15 protein-coding genes and 1 pseudogene are annotated in these 17,621 nt (G+C 42.0%); 6 read left to right on the forward strand and 10 right to left on the reverse strand.

The genetic code is table 11. The features are described from left to right. Window positions 1-7: 7 nt before the first annotated feature. From FTT99_RS06565 to FTT99_RS06595, 7 genes are all read right to left on the reverse strand, one after another. Window positions 8-970: a DnaJ C-terminal domain-containing protein gene (locus FTT99_RS06565; protein ID WP_180131251.1), complete on the reverse strand. Its 963-nt coding sequence runs from the start codon at window positions 968-970 to the stop codon at window positions 8-10. A gap of 141 nt (window positions 971-1,111) precedes the next feature. Further along, on the reverse strand, window positions 1,112-1,576 hold the full coding sequence (locus FTT99_RS06570; protein ID WP_078192815.1) for a DUF2147 domain-containing protein: 465 nt from the start codon (window positions 1,574-1,576) through the stop codon (window positions 1,112-1,114). A gap of 189 nt (window positions 1,577-1,765) precedes the next feature. Then, window positions 1,766-2,230: a DUF2147 domain-containing protein gene (locus FTT99_RS06575; RefSeq protein ID WP_168377964.1), complete on the reverse strand. Its 465-nt coding sequence runs from the start codon at window positions 2,228-2,230 to the stop codon at window positions 1,766-1,768. Window positions 2,231-2,514: 284 nt separating this feature from the next. Beyond that, the gene (locus tag FTT99_RS06580) at window positions 2,515-2,967 is read right to left on the reverse strand and encodes a DUF2147 domain-containing protein (protein ID WP_257229286.1); all 453 of its coding nucleotides are present in this window, start codon (window positions 2,965-2,967) and stop codon (window positions 2,515-2,517) included. A 244-nt stretch (window positions 2,968-3,211) separates the two neighbouring features. Beyond that, window positions 3,212-4,087, reverse strand: coding sequence for an Hsp33 family molecular chaperone HslO (gene hslO / locus FTT99_RS06585; RefSeq protein ID WP_111885623.1), 876 nt, complete (start codon window positions 4,085-4,087; stop codon window positions 3,212-3,214). Between the two features lie 50 nt (window positions 4,088-4,137). After that, window positions 4,138-5,979: a monovalent cation:proton antiporter-2 (CPA2) family protein gene (locus tag FTT99_RS06590; RefSeq protein ID WP_180131237.1), complete on the reverse strand. Its 1,842-nt coding sequence runs from the start codon at window positions 5,977-5,979 to the stop codon at window positions 4,138-4,140. Between the two features lie 79 nt (window positions 5,980-6,058). After that, window positions 6,059-8,281: a primosomal protein N' gene (locus FTT99_RS06595; RefSeq protein ID WP_180131240.1), complete on the reverse strand. Its 2,223-nt coding sequence runs from the start codon at window positions 8,279-8,281 to the stop codon at window positions 6,059-6,061. A 150-nt stretch (window positions 8,282-8,431) separates the two neighbouring features. On the opposite strand from FTT99_RS06595, the gene gspF reads away from it, so the two are divergent. From gspF to FTT99_RS06615, 4 genes are all read left to right on the forward strand, one after another. Continuing rightward, window positions 8,432-9,637, forward strand: a complete 1,206-nt coding sequence (gspF, locus tag FTT99_RS06600) for a type II secretion system inner membrane protein GspF (protein ID WP_180131243.1) — start codon at window positions 8,432-8,434, stop codon at window positions 9,635-9,637. A gap of 57 nt (window positions 9,638-9,694) precedes the next feature. Further along, window positions 9,695-10,111 carry a type II secretion system major pseudopilin GspG gene (gspG, locus tag FTT99_RS06605; RefSeq protein WP_373683025.1) on the forward strand — a complete coding sequence of 139 codons (417 nt, stop codon included), beginning with the start codon at window positions 9,695-9,697 and terminating at the stop codon, window positions 10,109-10,111. Window positions 10,112-10,393: 282 nt separating this feature from the next. Beyond that, window positions 10,394-10,729: a hypothetical protein gene (locus FTT99_RS06610; RefSeq protein ID WP_078192809.1), complete on the forward strand. Its 336-nt coding sequence runs from the start codon at window positions 10,394-10,396 to the stop codon at window positions 10,727-10,729. Window positions 10,730-10,979: 250 nt separating this feature from the next. Further along, window positions 10,980-11,318, forward strand: a complete 339-nt coding sequence (locus tag FTT99_RS06615; protein WP_180065770.1) for a tRNA-binding protein — start codon at window positions 10,980-10,982, stop codon at window positions 11,316-11,318. Between the two features lie 84 nt (window positions 11,319-11,402). Here the strand turns inward: FTT99_RS06615 and lnt are convergent, their stop codons facing one another. Together lnt and FTT99_RS06625 are read right to left on the reverse strand one after the other, a co-directional pair. Next, complete coding sequence (gene lnt / locus FTT99_RS06620) at window positions 11,403-12,962, reverse strand: apolipoprotein N-acyltransferase (RefSeq protein ID WP_180132172.1); 1,560 nt, start codon at window positions 12,960-12,962, stop codon at window positions 11,403-11,405. Then, window positions 12,959-13,798: an HlyC/CorC family transporter gene (locus FTT99_RS06625; protein ID WP_078189781.1), complete on the reverse strand. Its 840-nt coding sequence runs from the start codon at window positions 13,796-13,798 to the stop codon at window positions 12,959-12,961. The genes lnt and FTT99_RS06625 overlap by 4 nt, the downstream gene beginning before the upstream one ends. 200 nt (window positions 13,799-13,998) lie before the next feature. Here FTT99_RS06625 and tusA point away from each other — a divergent pair, with 200 nt between their 5' ends. Both tusA and FTT99_RS06635 read left to right on the forward strand, forming a co-directional pair. Further along, entirely contained in the window at window positions 13,999-14,256 is a 258-nt protein-coding gene (tusA, locus tag FTT99_RS06630; RefSeq protein ID WP_078189780.1) for a sulfurtransferase TusA, read from the forward strand. 133 nt (window positions 14,257-14,389) lie between these two features. Beyond that, on the forward strand, window positions 14,390-17,497 hold the full coding sequence (locus FTT99_RS06635; protein ID WP_257230541.1) for a type VI secretion system Vgr family protein: 3,108 nt from the start codon (window positions 14,390-14,392) through the stop codon (window positions 17,495-17,497). Window positions 17,498-17,511: 14 nt separating this feature from the next. Here FTT99_RS06635 and FTT99_RS06640 read toward each other — a convergent pair. Continuing rightward, window positions 17,512-17,621 (reverse strand): annotated as a pseudogene (locus tag FTT99_RS06640) (IS5/IS1182 family transposase); the annotation flags it as partial.

Genomic DNA, 17,621 nt, shown 5'->3' on the forward strand with positions numbered 1-17,621 from the left:
GCTCTCCTTAAGACTGTCGTGGATTAAATGACGGAAAAGCTTGAGCAAAAGCCGCATATGCTTGTTGCTCTTGTTCGGTTTGTGCAGCTGGTATCTGTATATTTAAAATCAGGTAAAGGTGTCCGGGTGTTTTATTTGGTATCCCTTTGTCCTTTAATCGTAGCTGCTGACCAGTACGTGCATTTTTAGGAATTTGTAGTTCTAATGTTTTGCCATCAGGACTGGTAAATGCAATTTTTTGACCCAATGCGGCTTCCCATGGACTGATATTCAGTTGTTGGAAAATATCAACGCCTTCTACACGGATTTGCTCAGTTTGTTTATACAAAATTTCAATGTATAAATCGCCAGCGGCTCCACCGTTATAGCCAGCTTGCCCTTGGCCGGAGAGTCGAATTTGTTGACCTGATTTCATACCTGCGGGAATTTTGACTTGCAGGGTTTTACGTTGGACTTCAGGCTCACCATGGGCATTGAGGCTTGGAATCTGTAAGGTGATATTCTGCGTTGCACCATGAAAGGCAATATCTAAATCCACTTCTAAGCTGGCGTGTTGGTCTTCACCACGGAAGCTCTTGGTTTGGCGGTTTGCACGTTGATACTGATAGTCACCGCCACCAAAGCCTTGCCCAAAACGACCAAACAAGTCTTCAAATCCACTAAAGTCCGCATGCTGACCATCACTCGTCGATTGGCGATAAAACTGAGATTGGTCAAAACCACCTTGGTTGCCAGCATTAAACCCAGCAAATCCTTGAGGATGATCGAGTTCAAAATCGTATTGTTTTTTCTTTTCGGCATCACTCAAGGTGTCGTATGCAACATTAATCGCTTGCATGCGCGCTTCAGCATCAGCTTCTTTGCTGACGTCAGGGTGATATTTACGCGCCAATTTTCGATAGGCTTTTTTAATTTGATCTGCCGAAGCATCTCGGGCGATCCCTAAAGTTTGATAGTGATTGTCTGGCATACTCTCTGTATAAATATTGATCATGTTTTAATCAATATAGAAGGGTTCATCAAACTGTCATAGGGGCAAATAGCATCTTATTGTTTCAAAACATGACAATAAAAAAGCCTCACGAGGAGGCTTTTAAAAACACATTTAAAATTAATATTTTATCCAAGTGACACTACGACCAATCACAGATACACCAACATACCCACGTATAGTTAAATGTTTTCCTGAAGCACTAAGTCTTGCTTTGCCTTTATAGATTTTTCCACCAATCGGGTCCAGAACTTTACCGTTTTGGAATTCACGTGGATTTTTTGGATCTTGTTTAAAGTCCCAAATAAATGGCAAGCCGATAAAAGGTTTATTTTTCAATTCACCTGGGCAGTTCGAGCAGACGCCCATTTTTTCAGTGCCAGGAACATTGCGTGTGGTGACAATGATGCCTTCATAGCTTCCATCGGCTTTTTTGCGAATTTCAACGTCTGCACGCGAATATCCTGTACGGTCATCGACGGTTTTCCACTTCCCCACTAGAGGATCGGTTTCCGCAGCGATTGACAATCCTGACAAAGTGCTAAGTAGTATTCCGGCAAATAATTGTTGATATATTTTTTTCATTTCATCCCCTGAAAATTCAGAATTGTGTTTTTAGAGTAAGTTGCCTAATTTATATATAAAGTGCTACAAAAACAATGTAATAGTTTGTGATGTATTTGGCAGAATTTCTTAAAACGCTGCTTTAATATGGAGTTTTTACTCTAAATTTTAAGTTAAAAAAAGGCCTTTAATGATTTAAAGGCCTCGTGCTTAGTTTTTGACCCAAGTGACATTGCGTCCAATTGCAGAGCCTTCAGTACGACCATTGATGATTAAATGCTTGCCATTATTCATCAAACGAGCGCGTGCATTGTAGTGCTTGCCTGATTTGGGATCGAGCATTACTCCACCCACAAATTCATTGGGCTTTTCTGGATCAGCGCTTAGGCCGCTTAAAGTGGTTAAACCGACCATGGGTTTATTTTTCTGAGCACCGGTACATTGCGTGCATGTCGAAACATTTGCCGTTCCCGGTACGCTTCGGCTTTGGATAATGGTGGCCGAATACAGGTCATGCTTATCTTTACGAATCACCACATCGGCAAGTGAATAACCTGTTCTATCATCAATGGTTTTCCATGTCCCCACTAAGGGGTCAATCGCTGCAAAAGCAGAGGATAAACTGCAGATGGAGAACATGCCGAACAGGATAGAAGGGAGGAATTTAACAGCCATACAATTACCCACATTACACAAAAAGCGGATGCCTAAAACTTAAAGGCATAAAAATATTATGGGTTTAATGTAGCCTGAAATAATATGAATATTCTAGTGATTTTTTAAGGATTGGTATTTATATTTTGAGCCAAAACATGAACGTGTTGGCGCTAAATGAGGTTTATGCTGAACGTCTACGCACTAGTAAAATAGTCGGAATTCATCTCAAAGTAGATTGTTATCGGCATGATGAACTCGTCTGGAGTTGAGTTCATCATGCCAATGAAAGCCGAATGGCCGCGTTAGTTGACGCGGATCCAAGATACCGTCCGGCCGAGGAGCGTGGTCCCGACATAACCTCGAAGTGTCAGGACATTACCGCGTGCATTCAGCTGCCCTTTACCTTGATAGGTATTGCCTGAAAGTGGGTCGATCACCTTGCCATCAGTATAGGCATTCTCTTTTGCATTATGTTTAAAGCCAGAGAATATCGGTAAACCAATTAAGGGGGCATTTTTGAGTTTACCTTCGCATTTTTCACAAACCGTGGTGACAGGGCGGTTAGGGATAGCATGCACTTTGGTGATTTTACCACTATAGCTGCCGTCTTTTAATTTGGTGATTTTGACTTCAGCACGGGCATAGCCTGTTTTGTCATCTATGGTTTTCCATGTCCCGACGAGGTCTGCTGCATGTGCTGTTATTGGGCCAAAGCAGAACATGGCTAAAGCAATAGCGAGTGTTTTGAGTTTCATATTTTATCCAGTTTTTACATTATTTTTCTATTAAAAATAAAGCTTTGTTGGTTTTTTTGACTTTATTTCTGGCGCGATTCTACTCGAAAAAAAATTGATCGCAAATACAGTTGATCATGTTGAGGTTCTAAAGTTCGAAACCATTCGACTAAGCGGAAGAAAGTAGCTGTTCTAAATTTAATCGGAATAATAAAAAAGCACCCCGAAGGATGCTTAGATTTAGGCTTTCAATCATCACGATGATTTAGCTGAGGTGTTGACCAAAAAGGGATAAAGCTTCTTCTGCAGTAAAGGTATATTTTGTATTACAGAATTGGCAGTCCATTTCAATTGGGTTTTGAAACTCTAAGGTTTCACGAACTGCAGCAACACCAATTTGTTCAAGTGCTGTTGCACAGCGTTCTTTTGAACACGTGCAGCCAAATTTTAAGGCCTCAGTTTCAGGTAGACGAACTTCTTCTTCGTTATATAAACGATATAAAATTTCATTTGCAGATAAAGACGTTAACTCTTCTGCTTTTAATGTCTCAGTCAGCATGGTTAAACGTGGCCATAGGTCTTCATCGACACGGCGTTGTTCTTCTTCGTTGTTACGTGGTAATAATTGAATCAGTAAACCACCTGAACGGCTGTTGCTGCTTGCTAAGACGATACGTGTTGGGATCTGTGCAGAGAGATCATAATATTGCATCAAGCAACCCGCTAATGTCGGTTTGTCTAAAGGTACAATCCCTTGATAACGCTCACCAAATTCAGGCTCGATATTAATGAAAAGTACTGGGTTTACCAAGGCTTTGAGTACCGTGCTGCTGTCTTCTGCGGCTTGAAAGTGGGGGTCTTCTTCATAATCTGCAAGTGCGCGAACTTCACCGAGATGATTACATTCCGCCATTGCCCATTTAAATGTGCCTGCAGCCTGAATTTGTAAGCTAATACGACCTTTAATTTTTAAGGTACTGGCCAACAAGGCAGTCGCGCTGAGCATTTCACCCAAGAGAATTTGTACAGCAGGTGCATAGTCACGCTGTGCAAGAATCGTTTGTAGGGCTTCTTCAAGATGAACCACTTCTCCACGAACAGGGCTATCTTCAATAAAAAAGCGTTGGCGTAAATCTGACATAAAATTCTCCATAACCCTGCTTTAATGGTGACGATATTGTAAAACACAAGTCATTCATTATCATCTCTTGTGATATCAATACGATGACGTTGTAAGCTGCGTTGTAAATCAACACCTGTAGGTTTTTCACGGGCTTGCGCATCGCTTTCAAACAAATGTTCCAGTTCAGCTAAAGCGTTACGATGCGTTTCATAAATCTTTTGTTCATCGGTATAGATTTGCTGCTGTTGAGTCAGCAGTTTCTCATCATAATCACGGAACAATTCGATACTTTTATAGGCATCTTCATCGCTGATACCTAAGTCACACAGCATGTGATAGGCCATACCTAAAGACGATAAATAGGTTTCACGCCAAATATGCTCAATCCCCAAATCACGCAGCAGATGCACCTGATGACGGTCACGCGCACGGACCAATAATTTTAACTGAGGGTAATTCAGACGAATATGACGCGCCACATTCATTGAGTCTTCAATATCATCTATGGCAAGGACGAACACTTTGGCATGTTCAATGCCCGCAGCGCGTAAAATATCTGGTTGTGTGGCATCGCCATAATACAGATGACCACCATAATTACGTACGAAATCGACTTTGTCTAAGTTGCTATCAATGGCGGTAAAAGACAAATGCTGTAAATGCGCCACACGAGCAATGATTTGTCCGAAACGTCCAAAGCCCGCAATAATCACAGGATTATGTTCATCCGGAATGTCGTCATATTCGGGAATGGTTTTTGGATTAAAACGTGGCAAAATTTGTGATTGTATTAACCAATACAACATAGGGGTCAACACCATCGACAAGGTGACGATGAGGGTTAATGGCTCCAAAATGGCTTGCTGTGCGACATTTTCACTTTTCGCCACACTAAAGACCACAAAGGCAAATTCACCGCCTTGAGCCAAACAGGTCGCCAGTAAAATACTGTTGCGCCATGAATTTTTGAGATAACGCGCAATCGCGGTAACTGACGCCATTTTGATGAGCATCAGTGCCAACGCACCACCGATAATGAACCATGGCATTTCAACAAATAATGACAGTTCCGTGGTCATGCCTACGGTCATAAAGAACAGACCAAGTAAAAGCCCTTTAAACGGAGCAATACTGGCTTCGAGTTCATGGCGGAATTCCGAGTCTGCCAATAGTACGCCAGTCAAAAATGCTCCGAGTGTGGTACTGATGCCAAGTACATCCATCAACACCACGACACCCAGCACTATAAATAAACCGACAGCGGTGATCAGTTCATGCGCAGCACTTTTCGCGACGAAGCGGAAAAAAGGCCGCATTAAGTATCGACTAAATAAAAATAAGCCTGAAAAAGTCGCAATGATGGCAGCGAAATAGGCGATTCCGTGATGTGATGATTCTGTCCCTGCGAGCAGGGGGATGACTGCAATCAGCGGAATTGCAGCCATATCTTGAAACAGCAAAATCGAAAAGGATTGTTGCCCATAGGTGGTGTTTAATTGCTGTTTTTCACTCAGCATCTGCAAGACAAAGGCAGTAGAAGAAAGAGCGAGAGCGAAACCGATAACGATACTGGCTGCAATGCCTTGTTGTAAGGCAAAAAAACTGCCTAGCGCTAAAACAAGACCGGTCAGACCAACTTGTAAACTACCCATGCCGAAAATAGAACTACGCATACTCCATAGACGCTGTGGGCGGAGTTCGAGGCCGATCAGGAACATCAGCAAAATCACGCCAAACTCAGCGAGATCTTGGATCGCTTGGGGATCACTGGCAATGTTAAAGACATCGGGGCCGAGCAAAATACCAGTGAACAGATATCCCAATACTGTTGCAATACCAAAGCGCTTGAGCAAAGGGACAAGCAATAAGGATGCGCCAAGGAAAATTGTGATCTGTAACAGTAGTGACATTTACTCGTCCTAGAGTTGTGTTTTTGGTCGAAAGTTGCAATTCAGTATGACTGATATTTTCAGACTGAATTGTACGCGTTTAACTGAGTTCCTGTGGGTCTATATCGAGGCTCAATTTCATATTTGATGGCTTGTTATGCAAGATGTTTTGCCACCAATAACGCAGATAATAATGTAAGCGTGCACGATCTGTTGACAGCAAAACCATGTGGGATTGGTAACGCCCTGCTTTGCGCTCCATTGGGGCAGGAATCGGCCCCCAAATGTCAATAATTCCAGCAGAATCCTGACGCAGCAATTGGGCATGTTGCTGTAAAAATTCAGTATTGAGTTCTTGGTTTTTTGACTCACAGCGTACCAATGCGGCATAGCGAAACGGTGGCATTTGTGCCATTTCCCGTTCTTTCATGGTTTCTTTGGCAAATTTTCGATAGTTCTCATTGACCAAAATATTCAAAAGTGGATGGTCGGGTCTTAATGTTTGTAGGAATACATCGCCTTTACGTTCGCCACGGCCGGCACGCCCTGTGACTTGCACAATGAGTTGAGCGGTACGTTCGATGGCACGGAAGTCCACACTCAGCAGACCTGAATCGATATCTAAAATCGCCACCAAGGTGACGTAAGGGAAATGATGACCTTTGGCCAGCATTTGCGTACCAAGCAAAATAGCAGGCTCACTTTTTTGAATTTTTTCATAAATCTTTTGCCAACTACCAACGCGGCTGGTTGAGTCACGATCCACTCGAATGATGTCATGTTCAGGAAACAACTCATTTAAACTTTCTTCAACTTTGGCTGTGCCCATCCCAATAGATTTGAGCTCCTGATGATTACACTGTGGACAGTGATCTGGCATACGGTGAATGGTGCCGCAGTGATGACAATGTAAATGTTGATAAGGTGTGCGATGAACCGTGAAATTGGCATCACAGTGCGGACATTTGGCCTGCCATGCACAACTTTCACAAATCAGTACAGGTGCATAACCCCGGCGGTTTAAAAACACCAATACTTGCTCTTTTTTTTCAAGCCGTTTACGGATTTCACCAATCAAAAGTTGGCTGATTCCATGCTGCTTCTGTGCCACTTTCAAATCAAGGATGTGCATTTTCGGCATGACCGCGGTGCCTGCGCGTTGGTTTAGTTCCAAAATTGTCATCTTGCCTTGTTTGGCAAGGGCATAGCATTCAATACTAGGCGTGGCAGAGCCAAGAATGACAGGACATTGCTCTAAATGCCCACGGAACAGAGCAACATCGCGTGCATGGTAGCGAAAGCCTTCTTGTTGTTTAAAGGACAGATCATGCTCTTCATCAATCACAATTAAACCTAGATTAGGCAGTGGGGTATAAATCGCAGAACGTGTGCCTAAGATAATTGAAGCCTTGCCCGTTTGCGCAGCTTGCCAAGCTTGCATACGTTTTGAATCGTTCAAACCCGAATGTAGTAGAGCAATATTGCAATGAAAACGTGATTGGAAACGGCTGATGGTCTGTGGGGTGAGCCCAATCTCAGGAACTAAAACCAAGACCTGTTTGCCATGCTTGAGAACCTCTTGCATGATTTGTAAATAGACTTCAGTTTTACCACTGCCAGTTAAGCCATCGAGCAGGAAGGCCTGATATTTTTTACGTGCTTTTAATACGCTATCGATCGCTTTTTTTTGGTCAGGGTTTGCCGTAAGAGGCATTTGCGCCATGCTCATCGGCATCGGGCTAAAGTCTTGTTCTGCTAACACACATTCGCAGATGCCTTTTTTCTCTAAGGCTTTGAGTGTTGCTGTTTCCACACCTGACAAATTTAAAAGATTTTCACCTGTGCCTGTAGGATGTAATTTTAGTATTTTATACGCTTCTTGCTGACGCTCTGAACGTTTAATTTTGGCTTCAGCATTATGGTCGATCAGATTCCATGTCCGTGCCAGTAAATTATAGGGCTTTCCTTGGCGTAACAGCGTCGGAAGGGCACTTTGCATCACTTCACCAATCGGAAATTGGTAATACTGTGCAGACCATGTCAATAAATTTAAAACTTTCTCATCTAAAATGGCACGATCATCAAGAAGTTCGGTAATGGCCTTGAGTTTAAAGCTTGAATCGAGTGGTGCATCGGGAGCAATTTTTTCCACGATGATACCGGTCAAATTTTGCCGACCAAAAGATACAGCAACGCGTGCACCTACTTCAGCTTGTTGGTATTGCTCTTGGTTTAAGCTGTAATCGAAGCAGTCGTATAAATATACCGGAACGGCGACTCGAACGCGGTAAATAGGTGTTGCAATGCTCGCTGAATTTGCCATAAAACGTGGATAAGTTCCTGATTAAATTTCGTCGTGATCGTAAAGGAGTTGTGTTAGAGTGAGCTCATATTTTATATCTAAGAATATGAATGATTTTGATGGTCAGACGCAACTGCGCTGATAGAAATTTTGGAAAATTAGAGCATTACAATGCCTGCATATCAGTTTACTGCCATAGACGCTTCAGGGAAGCAGCAGAAGGGTGTACTTGAGGGTGATTCTGCGCGTCAAATTCGTCAACAGCTCAGAGATCAGTCACTTATTCCAGTTGCTGTCGATCCGATAGAGCAAAAAGACAAACACACGCAGCAGCGCTTGTTTAAAAAAGGGCTGAATGCCTATGACTTGGCTTTATTGACTCGCCAACTTTCAGTTTTGGTTGCAGCTGCGATTCCATTAGAAGAAGCGATTCGTGCTGTGGGAAAACAAAACGAAAAAGCCCATGTGCAAAACCTGTTGATGTCGGTGCGTTCTAAAGTTTTGGAAGGGCATTCTTTAGCCAACGCACTACAACAAGCGGGACGCTTTCCTGAACTGTATATTGCCACGATTGCAGCAGGTGAGCGTTCAGGTCATCTCGATCTCATTCTCGACCAACTTGCCGATTACACCGAAAACCGCTTTGCCATGCAAAAAAAAGTGCAGGGTGCGATGATTTATCCCATCATCCTGATGTTAATGTCTTTCGGTATTGTGATGGGACTTATGACCTATGTGGTCCCAGATATTGTCAAAACCTTTGACCAAAGCAAAGATGCCTTGCCGTGGATAACAGTCGCTTTAATGAAAGCCAGTGATTTTATCCGAATGGCTTGGCCATTTTTATTGGTCGGTAGCGTAGTCTCGATTTTTCTCTTGGTTCGATTCCTCAGAACAGCGGCGGGACATTATGCCTTTGATCGATTGACCTTGAAATTACCGTTATTTTCCAAACTGTCTAAAGGCATTAATGCCGCTCGTTTTGCCAGTACCTTGTCGATTTTAACCAAGTCTGGCGTGCCATTGGTCGATGCTTTAAAAATTGGCGCAGCGGTCAGTAATAATTGGGTGATTCGAGATTCGGTCAACCTTGCGGCAGAGAAAGTAACAGAAGGTGGTAATTTAGCAACACAGCTTGAGCGAAGTGGTTATTTCCCACCGATGATGGTACAAATGATCAAAAGTGGTGAAAGTTCAGGCGAATTGGATCGGATGCTAGAACGTGCGTCGACGATGCAAGACCGTGAAGTGACGACCTTAATTTCAACTTTATTGGCGTTGCTTGAACCGCTGATGTTGGTATTTATGGCGAGCATTGTACTGGTGATCGTGATTGCTGTGATGCTGCCAATCGTGAATATGAATAATATGATTTAAGACATTCGAACAATGATGTGAACAGAGATTTGTAACATGCAAGTGAAGACAAAAAATATGAAGCAACAAGGTTTTACTTTAATTGAAGTGATGGTGGTCATTGTCATTTTAGGTGTTTTGGCAGCGCTGATTGTACCGAACGTGATGGGCCGTGGTGAAAAAGCTAAAGTCGATACTACGGCCATTACTTTAAAAAGTGTCGCTGGCTCATTAGATCAATACAAAATGGACAATGGTAAATTCCCTTCAATGCAAGACGGCGGATTAAATGCTTTGGTCACTAAACCTGAGTCTGCTAAAAACTGGTTGCCAGGTGGCTACATCAAAGGTGGCTATCCAAAAGACAGTTGGGACAATGACATTCAATATGTGATTCCCGGTTCTGAAGGCCGTCCTTATGATCTTTATTCATTTGGTGCGGACGGTCAGTCTGGTGGTGAAGAAAATGATGCTGATATTTACTATAAACACTAACTGAGAATAATTATAAATTCAGTTTTAATGGAATTAATCACTTCACTTAATAGGGTGTTTCAATATTGAGTGAAGTGATAATAAATCTTAATTATAAAATTAATATTAAGTTATTGAATTTACTTTAAATTGCATAATATAAAATATCTGATATTTATAATAAGAATTATTCCCAATTTTATTGATTACAATAATCGCAAAATATGAATAAATATAGGCTTTCATTTAAATAAAACCGAGCATAATATCTTTTATGGTACTTTTTTAGCCATGGAGGATAGCATGAAAGCATTATTATTAACGGATGAAATTAACCAATTTCATTGGTCTATGCTGAAATCTGTTCTTTTGATTTTAAGTATTCTGCCGATCAGTCAAGGCATTGTGTATTTATGGCAAAGCACTGAGGGCAGTAGCCAAATTATGGTGGGCTTCTTTGCCATGAGCTTAATGAGTTCATTACTAGCTTTAAGTTTTTGGTCTGCATTAAAAGCGACTGTGGCAAATTTAAAACAAGAACATGCATCTGCTATCGAACAACTGGTTGTTCGTCTTTATCGATATATTCCAATGGTATCTTTAGCTGCCATGCTTTCCTATTTAGTTACGCAGTTATAACCCCAAAATTAAACCTTCCAAACTGGAGCTTGCTCCAGTTTTTTTATGTCTCGTGTTAATGAACAGTTCGTAGCGTACATCAGTGCATACTTCTACATGGTACGCGCTCTAACATAACCTTGCTTTGTCCGTTTTGACGCATTGAATGTCTGTTTCACATATGGTCAGCCTGAATGAAATTTTTATAATCTTTACATATCAGATCTTAGATAGTTAGATGAAGTACAACAAAGAAAAGAAAGAGGGAAAAATGCAACAGATCGATTGGCAAGATTTTTTGAAAGTTGAATTACGTGTGGGGAAAATTGTGCAGGCTGAAGTCTTTGAGCAAGCACGTAAACCCGCGTATATTCTTCATGTGGATTTTGGAGAGGAACTGGGCATTAAAAAATCCAGTGCGCAAATTACACAGCTGTATCAGCCGGAAAATCTATTGGGAAAATTGGTCGTTGCCGTCGTGAATTTTCCAAAAAAACAAATTGGTCCAATCCAGTCAGAGTGTTTAGTCACAGGTTTTCATAATGCAGAGGGGCATGTTGCTCTTTGTGTGCCTGATGCAGAGATTCCCCTAGGCACCAAGTTACTTTGAAAAAGTAGGGTGAACTGGCACCCTGAAAGTTTATCAATAAAAAACCGAGCCAAAGCTCGGTTTTCTTGATCTTTTGTAGCGGAATTAACGGCGTGATTTAAAAGAAATATCAACTTTACGCGGGCGATAAATCCAACCGAGAACCAATAACAAGAATGAGAAAATCAACACAGGCCAATCACTTAAGCGTGTGTAAAGTGTCTCGCCTTGCATGGCAGGTAAATCACCACGAAGTACCGCATCTTTATCCATCGGTGCTTGTTTCACAATGTGACCATTATGATCAATAAAGGCGGTAATCCCCGTATTGGTTGCACGGATAAACCAACGGCCATTTTCTTTGGCACGCATTTGAACCATTTGTAGGTGTTGATGCGGGCTCGCTGTTCCAGTAAACCATGCGTCATTGGAAATAGTCACTAGGTAGTCACTTTGACTAGCATTACGGCGCGTTAAGTTGGGATAAGCCACTTCATAGCAAATCGCCGCACCTAAATCATGACCTTTGACATTTAAAGGCTTTTGGTTGTTTGCGCCACGTGAAAAGCCACTCATCGACGGGTCATTTTGTAGGGCAGGTAGTACCCAACTTAACATCCCTGAAAGCGGAATGTATTCACCAAAGGGGACTAGACGTTGCTTCTTGTATAGACCAGAAGATTCATCACCAGTTGCCATGATGGTGTTGTAATACATAGGGTGTTGGTTTTGCTGTGATTCTGCCAAGTCCCAATAGGGGATACCTGTCACCCAAGCCGTACCTGTTTTATTGGCTTGGACTTTCATCGCATCCAAAAATGGCTCAATATCGGTTTGGAACATTGGAATGGAGGATTCTGGCCAAACAATGACATCACGCCCCCATTCGGTCCGACTTAATGACGCATATTTCATTAAGGTTTGAGCTTGGTATTCTGTTAACCATTTTAAATCTTGTGGAATATTGCCTTGAATTAAGGAAACACTCAGCGGTTTTTCATTTTTAGGCTGAACAAATTGCACTTGCCCTGCACCCCATGCACCGAGCAAAACAAGGGCAGAGGGAACAATCCAAAAGGCGCGTTTACGCAGGATTTCAACTAAGGCACAGGCCAATAAAATGACCGCAAAAGACACCCCAAAGATCCCGAATAATGGCGCATAGCCATCGAGGAACCGTTCAGTAAAGGCATAACCTGCAAACAGCCATGGAAAACCGGTAAAGACCCAAGTTTTACTCCACTCGAAAAACACCCACAGTGGCGCAAAGGTCAGTGGTGTTTCTGGAAAGAAGCGGCGGTAGAGCCAACTCTGAACTGCGGTAAACAGCCCCATCACAATCGCCATAATGGCAATCATCAAAACACTGAGTGCTGAATTGGTATCACCATAGACATGGATCGAGGTATACAGCCAAAAAGCCCCGACAAACCATAAGCCAAAGCCATAAGCTAGACCAATGAAAAACGATTGTTTAGGTGCACGTTGACTTAGGCAGGCATATAGCAGGGCTGGAGATAAAATCGCCAACCACCAATAATGATAAGGTGCCAGCGACAAGCTGAAGATGGCACCTGAAAATAATGCAATCAGCAAAGGATAGATGAAAGGTAGCTGTTTTTTTTGTTGTGAGTGGTTTAGCAGCTTATCAAAGTAGGTTCTCATTTACGGACAGCTCGGATCAGATGAATGGTACGTGCATCTGCCTCCAAAATGGTAAATTCCCAGTTTTCAAGTTCAATCACTTGACCTTGTAAATCACTGACCAAGCCCATTTCTTGTAGCAGTAAGCCGCCCACAGTTTCTACTTCATCATCTGAAAAATCAGCATCTAAAAGATTGTTAAAGTGTTCAATTGGTGTAAGTGCTTGAACCAACCATGTATTTGCACTTAGTGGGTCTTCATCTGGAATGATAAATTGAGCTTCTTCATCGACTTTGTCGTGTTCATCTTCAATTTCACCCACAATTTCTTCAAGAATGTCCTCTAAAGTGACTAAGCCTGAAGTTGTGCCATATTCATCAATCACTACAGCGATATGGGTTTGGGTATTTTTCAACATACGTAAAACTTGGTCAGAACGCGCGCTCTCGGGTACAAATAAGGGTTGACGCATTAATGCACGAATATCGACTTTGGTGGTCGGTTCTGTCAAAAATGGCAACAAATCTTTGGCCAACAAAATACCGACAACATTGTCTGGCTGGTCTGAGGAAAAGACTGGGAAACGTGAGTGTGCAGATTCAACAAGTACATGCAAAATATCTAATAGCTCATCATCTTCTTGCAAGCTGATCATCGCAGTACGGGGGGTCATGACCTCGCGGATTTTAGTTGCAGGTAAGTCGAGTACCCCTTCGAGCATGGCAACTGTATCGGGTTCTAAGAAGCGACGTGAATCTTGTACCAATTTCAACAGTTCGTCACGGGTTTCTGGTGCAGTGCCCAGCCATTTACGTAAGCCGCGCATGCCCCACGACGGGCCGGATTCCTCTTGCATGATCTTTCCTAAAGACTCTTAATATCTAATAAATGATGATTTTATCATACCGTAGAAAATACAGTTGTCTATTATTAATGTTGATCTAGATGATGAGCGATCAAGTCATTTTAAGAGACTTTCACCTGCATTTTTCAAGCTAACATTCAGTCTTCAGGATTATGCTAAAATAGCCCTAGATTTTAATGCTGAGTTTTCTAATGTCTGAGCCTTCTGTGCCCCCATCAATTCAATTAAACACCCGTGGCTTACGTTGCCCTGAGCCTGTGATGATGTTGCATCAAGCCATTCGTAAATCAAAATCGGGCGATATTGTTGAGGTTTTTGCAACAGATAATTCGACCTCTTGGGATATTCCTAAATTTTGTATGCATTTAGGTCATGAGCTTTTGCTTCAAGAAGAACGTCTTGATGAAAATGGAAATAAAGAATTTCATTATTTGGTTCAGAAAGGTTAATTTAAGAGATTGTAAAAAATAATAATTATTAAGATGTTACATTTTCATTAATAAAATAGGCTGGTCAAGTCTGATGGCTAGCCTATATCATTCGCAGCATAATTATACAAAGTTTAAAAAACAGACTTTTAAAATGTTAAATTCGATTGCTCTTATACTTGAAAAATTAGGCTTATCCGCCCAAAAACGTGCCATTCATGTGCAATTTTCCAACCCTGCGTTGAATGATGAGCTTTTTATTCAACGTATTGATGGGGAGCATGTCTTAAACCAAGGCCTGCAAGCGACTTTGATTTGCCTATCTACTAATGCCCTTATTCCATTAAAACAATTTATTGGCGCACAAGTCGCCGTTGATCAAGTGACCGATCAGGGCGAACTCTTCCGTACCACGGGTATTATTACCGAAGCCACCCAAGGGCAGAGTGACGGTTCACTCACGCTGTATAAACTCACTTTAGAAGATGCAACATCGCTGTGGCATAAACGCAGGAACAGCCGTGTGTTTATGAACAAATCTGTTCGCGATGTCAGTGAAACTCTGTTTAAAGAATGGCAAAGCAAAAGTCCGCTTTTTGCTGCCAGTCTAACGCTAGATCTAAGCGGTTTAGGCCAAAACTATGATGTACGACCTTTCATCATGCAGTCGAATGAAAGCGATTATGACTTTTTAACGCGACTTTGGCGCAGTGAGGGTATCAACTGGCTCATCGATGAAGCGCAGCTGAAAGTGCCGCATTCCTCAGCGCCAATTGAAAAACAAAAACTCCGCCTGATTGATGACAATAGCCAGTATCAAGCACTCAGCCGTCGTAGTATCCGCTTTCATCGCTCTAGTGCCACAGAAAAACAAGACAGCATCACCAGCTTGATCGGTGAACGTAGCATTCAACCGACTGCGGTCCATGTGCAGCGCTGGCAAGCCGATGGACTGAGCCAAGAAGAAGGCGCAGGTTCAGTTCAAAGTAAACATCAGCATAGCCAAAGCCAAGACAATGCCAGTTTAAGTTTGGAACAAGCATGGCATGTCAGCCCTGCATGGATGCAAGACTTAAACGGAGAGGATCAAGCGACTAAAGCATCCAATCAACAAATTGAAAAACTGAATCAAAACCTAACGCGCTACCACGAGCTGCAATCTAAAAAATTCAATGCACAATCGACCGTGCGTGATACCCAAGTGGGTTATTGGTTTGAATTGAATGAACACCCAGAAATCGATCAACACAGTGGTGCAGACAAACAATTTTTAATCACAGAAAAAAAATTCTATAACCAAAATAACTTACCTAAAGATCTCTCTGAACAAGTCAATCAACTGATTGAACAAAGTCAGTGGAACATTAAACCCATCCATGAACAGGCCGAGCGTCAGGCCAATCAGCTCACATTACAACGCCGCAATATTGCGACGGTTCCTGAATATAACCCACTCGAACACCGTCCAAGCACCCATCCGCAACGTGCTAAAGTTGTCGGGCCAAGTGGTGAAGAAATACATGTCGATGAATGGGGGCGTATCAAAGTCCGATTTTTATTTACCCGTGGAGATGACCACAGCCATGATGGCGGTGCAGGCAGTAATGACAATGACACAGATTCTGCATGGGTAGATGTGCTTACACCATGGGCAGGTGAAGGTTATGGCGCACGCTTCTTGCCACGCATTAATGAAATCGTGGTCATCGATTTCTTTGACGGCAATATCGACCGACCATTTGTGGTGGGGCGCATACATGAAGCACAGCGCAGTCCGACCCAATTTGATGGTAAAGGAAAACTGCCAGACACCAAAAAACTGGCTGGAATAAAAAGTAAGGAAGTCCAAGGTGAAGGTTTTGGACAACTGCGCTTTGATGACACGACTGGACAAATATCGACACAATTACAAAGCACCCATGGTGCCACTCAGCTCAACCTCGGGAACCTCAGTCATCCCAAAGAAACCGCAGAAAGTGAGGGAAGAGGCGAAGGCTTTGAACTGAGAACCGACCAATGGGGTGCAGTGCGTGCAGGACAGGGGCTACTTGTTAGTACACACCCACAACAACAAGCAGCAGCAATGCACCTCGACGCACAAGCGGCGAAAGAACAAATCGAAGCCAACTTAAACAGCAGTAAAGCCTTAAGTGAAGTGGCGAAAAACCAGCAAACTGACCCACTTGAAGTCTTAGATAATTTAAAAAACTTCCTTGGACAAATCGAAAAAGGCAGTAAAGAAAAAGCTGATGCCTTTAAACAAGCCTTGATGATTTTATCTGCACCAAACTCAATTGCTGTGAGTAGTCAGGAAGATATTCATCTTTCAGCAGATGGACAGATCAGCCAAAGTGCAGGCGATAGCATCAATCTCAGCAGTCAAAAATCCTTAATTGCCCATGCACAAAGCAAGATCAGTCTATTTGCAGCACAAGAAGGATTACGTGCGTATGCAGGCAAAGGCAAGGTTGAAATCCAAGCCCAAGGAGATGGGGCGGATTTGATTGCACGAAAGGGTATTCAAATTATTTCCACGGAAGATAAAGTTGAAATCAAAGCGAGCAAAAAAATCGTGCTAACTGCTGGTGGTAGTCAGATTGAAATTAGTAGTGCGGGTGTATTGCCTACTACTAGCGGTAAGTTTGAGGTGAAGGCGGGGCAGCATAAGTTTGTGGGAGGGAACATGATTCCCACTTTGAATGTAAATTTACCTGCACTGAAAATCAAAGAAAATTCAGTGAGCGAATGTCCTATAAGGTTAAAAAAATCAAATTCAAATACCGAATATATATCTAATGCTGAGTCATCCACGGCGTTGAATGATTCAGCATTACATGGAAATAGTTGTTCATCTTTATTAAAACCAATTAGTATAGTTGATTATCTACCAGAAGCTCTTTCTGGGAAAATTGTAGATACGGATGAAAACGGAAATTTAATATCAATAGGTATAGAAAAAAATGAAACTTTAGAAGATGGTTATGTTGACTATTATGAAAATTCAAAGAGGTATAAAGTCAAATTTTATGATTATTCAGAGATAAGCCAACCATTTGATATTAAGTTTGATCCACTTAAAAACCTCTTAACAGTAACAACAAAGATATCTTTTAAAGGAAAAAAGCGTGTCTTAGTTGACAATAATAACCAGATAGTTACTAATAAAAGTGGTATAGAAGTAGAATTACCATATGATTCTAGCTTAGATTTGCAAAATTCCATGTTTTCTTTTGAGGATATAGAAATTCCATATAAAGATTAGATTTCTTTCATAAGTCATTTTTCACTCAGCTCCAAGTTATAAATTCCAGCAATTAGATTGAATCTTAATGCTAGTCTTTTGCCTCGATTGCGATATCGCTCAGCAAGAATTTTGAAGGTTTTCA

Origin of the sequence: Acinetobacter sp. YH12040 (genome assembly GCF_013420005.1) — a bacterium.
Lineage (GTDB): Bacteria > Pseudomonadota > Gammaproteobacteria > Pseudomonadales > Moraxellaceae > Acinetobacter > Acinetobacter amyesii.

Excerpts from the sequence above, each read along its gene's own strand:
- FTT99_RS06565 (WP_180131251.1), bottom strand. The coding sequence starts at position 970 with ATGCCAGACAATCACTATCAAACTTTAGGGATCGCCCGAGATGCTTCG.
- FTT99_RS06570 (WP_078192815.1), bottom strand. The coding sequence starts at position 1,576 with ATGAAAAAAATATATCAACAATTATTTGCCGGAATACTACTTAGCACT.
- FTT99_RS06575 (WP_168377964.1), bottom strand. The coding sequence starts at position 2,230 with ATGGCTGTTAAATTCCTCCCTTCTATCCTGTTCGGCATGTTCTCCATC.
- FTT99_RS06580 (WP_257229286.1), bottom strand. The coding sequence starts at position 2,967 with ATGAAACTCAAAACACTCGCTATTGCTTTAGCCATGTTCTGCTTTGGC.
- hslO (WP_111885623.1), bottom strand. The coding sequence starts at position 4,087 with ATGTCAGATTTACGCCAACGCTTTTTTATTGAAGATAGCCCTGTTCGT.
- FTT99_RS06590 (WP_180131237.1), bottom strand. The coding sequence starts at position 5,979 with ATGTCACTACTGTTACAGATCACAATTTTCCTTGGCGCATCCTTATTG.
- FTT99_RS06595 (WP_180131240.1), bottom strand. The coding sequence starts at position 8,281 with ATGGCAAATTCAGCGAGCATTGCAACACCTATTTACCGCGTTCGAGTC.
- gspF (WP_180131243.1), top strand. The coding sequence starts at position 8,432 with ATGCCTGCATATCAGTTTACTGCCATAGACGCTTCAGGGAAGCAGCAG.
- gspG (WP_373683025.1), top strand. The coding sequence starts at position 9,695 with ATGAAGCAACAAGGTTTTACTTTAATTGAAGTGATGGTGGTCATTGTC.
- FTT99_RS06610 (WP_078192809.1), top strand. The coding sequence starts at position 10,394 with ATGAAAGCATTATTATTAACGGATGAAATTAACCAATTTCATTGGTCT.
- FTT99_RS06615 (WP_180065770.1), top strand. The coding sequence starts at position 10,980 with ATGCAACAGATCGATTGGCAAGATTTTTTGAAAGTTGAATTACGTGTG.
- lnt (WP_180132172.1), bottom strand. The coding sequence starts at position 12,962 with ATGAGAACCTACTTTGATAAGCTGCTAAACCACTCACAACAAAAAAAA.
- FTT99_RS06625 (WP_078189781.1), bottom strand. The coding sequence starts at position 13,798 with ATGCAAGAGGAATCCGGCCCGTCGTGGGGCATGCGCGGCTTACGTAAA.
- tusA (WP_078189780.1), top strand. The coding sequence starts at position 13,999 with ATGTCTGAGCCTTCTGTGCCCCCATCAATTCAATTAAACACCCGTGGC.
- FTT99_RS06635 (WP_257230541.1), top strand. The coding sequence starts at position 14,390 with ATGTTAAATTCGATTGCTCTTATACTTGAAAAATTAGGCTTATCCGCC.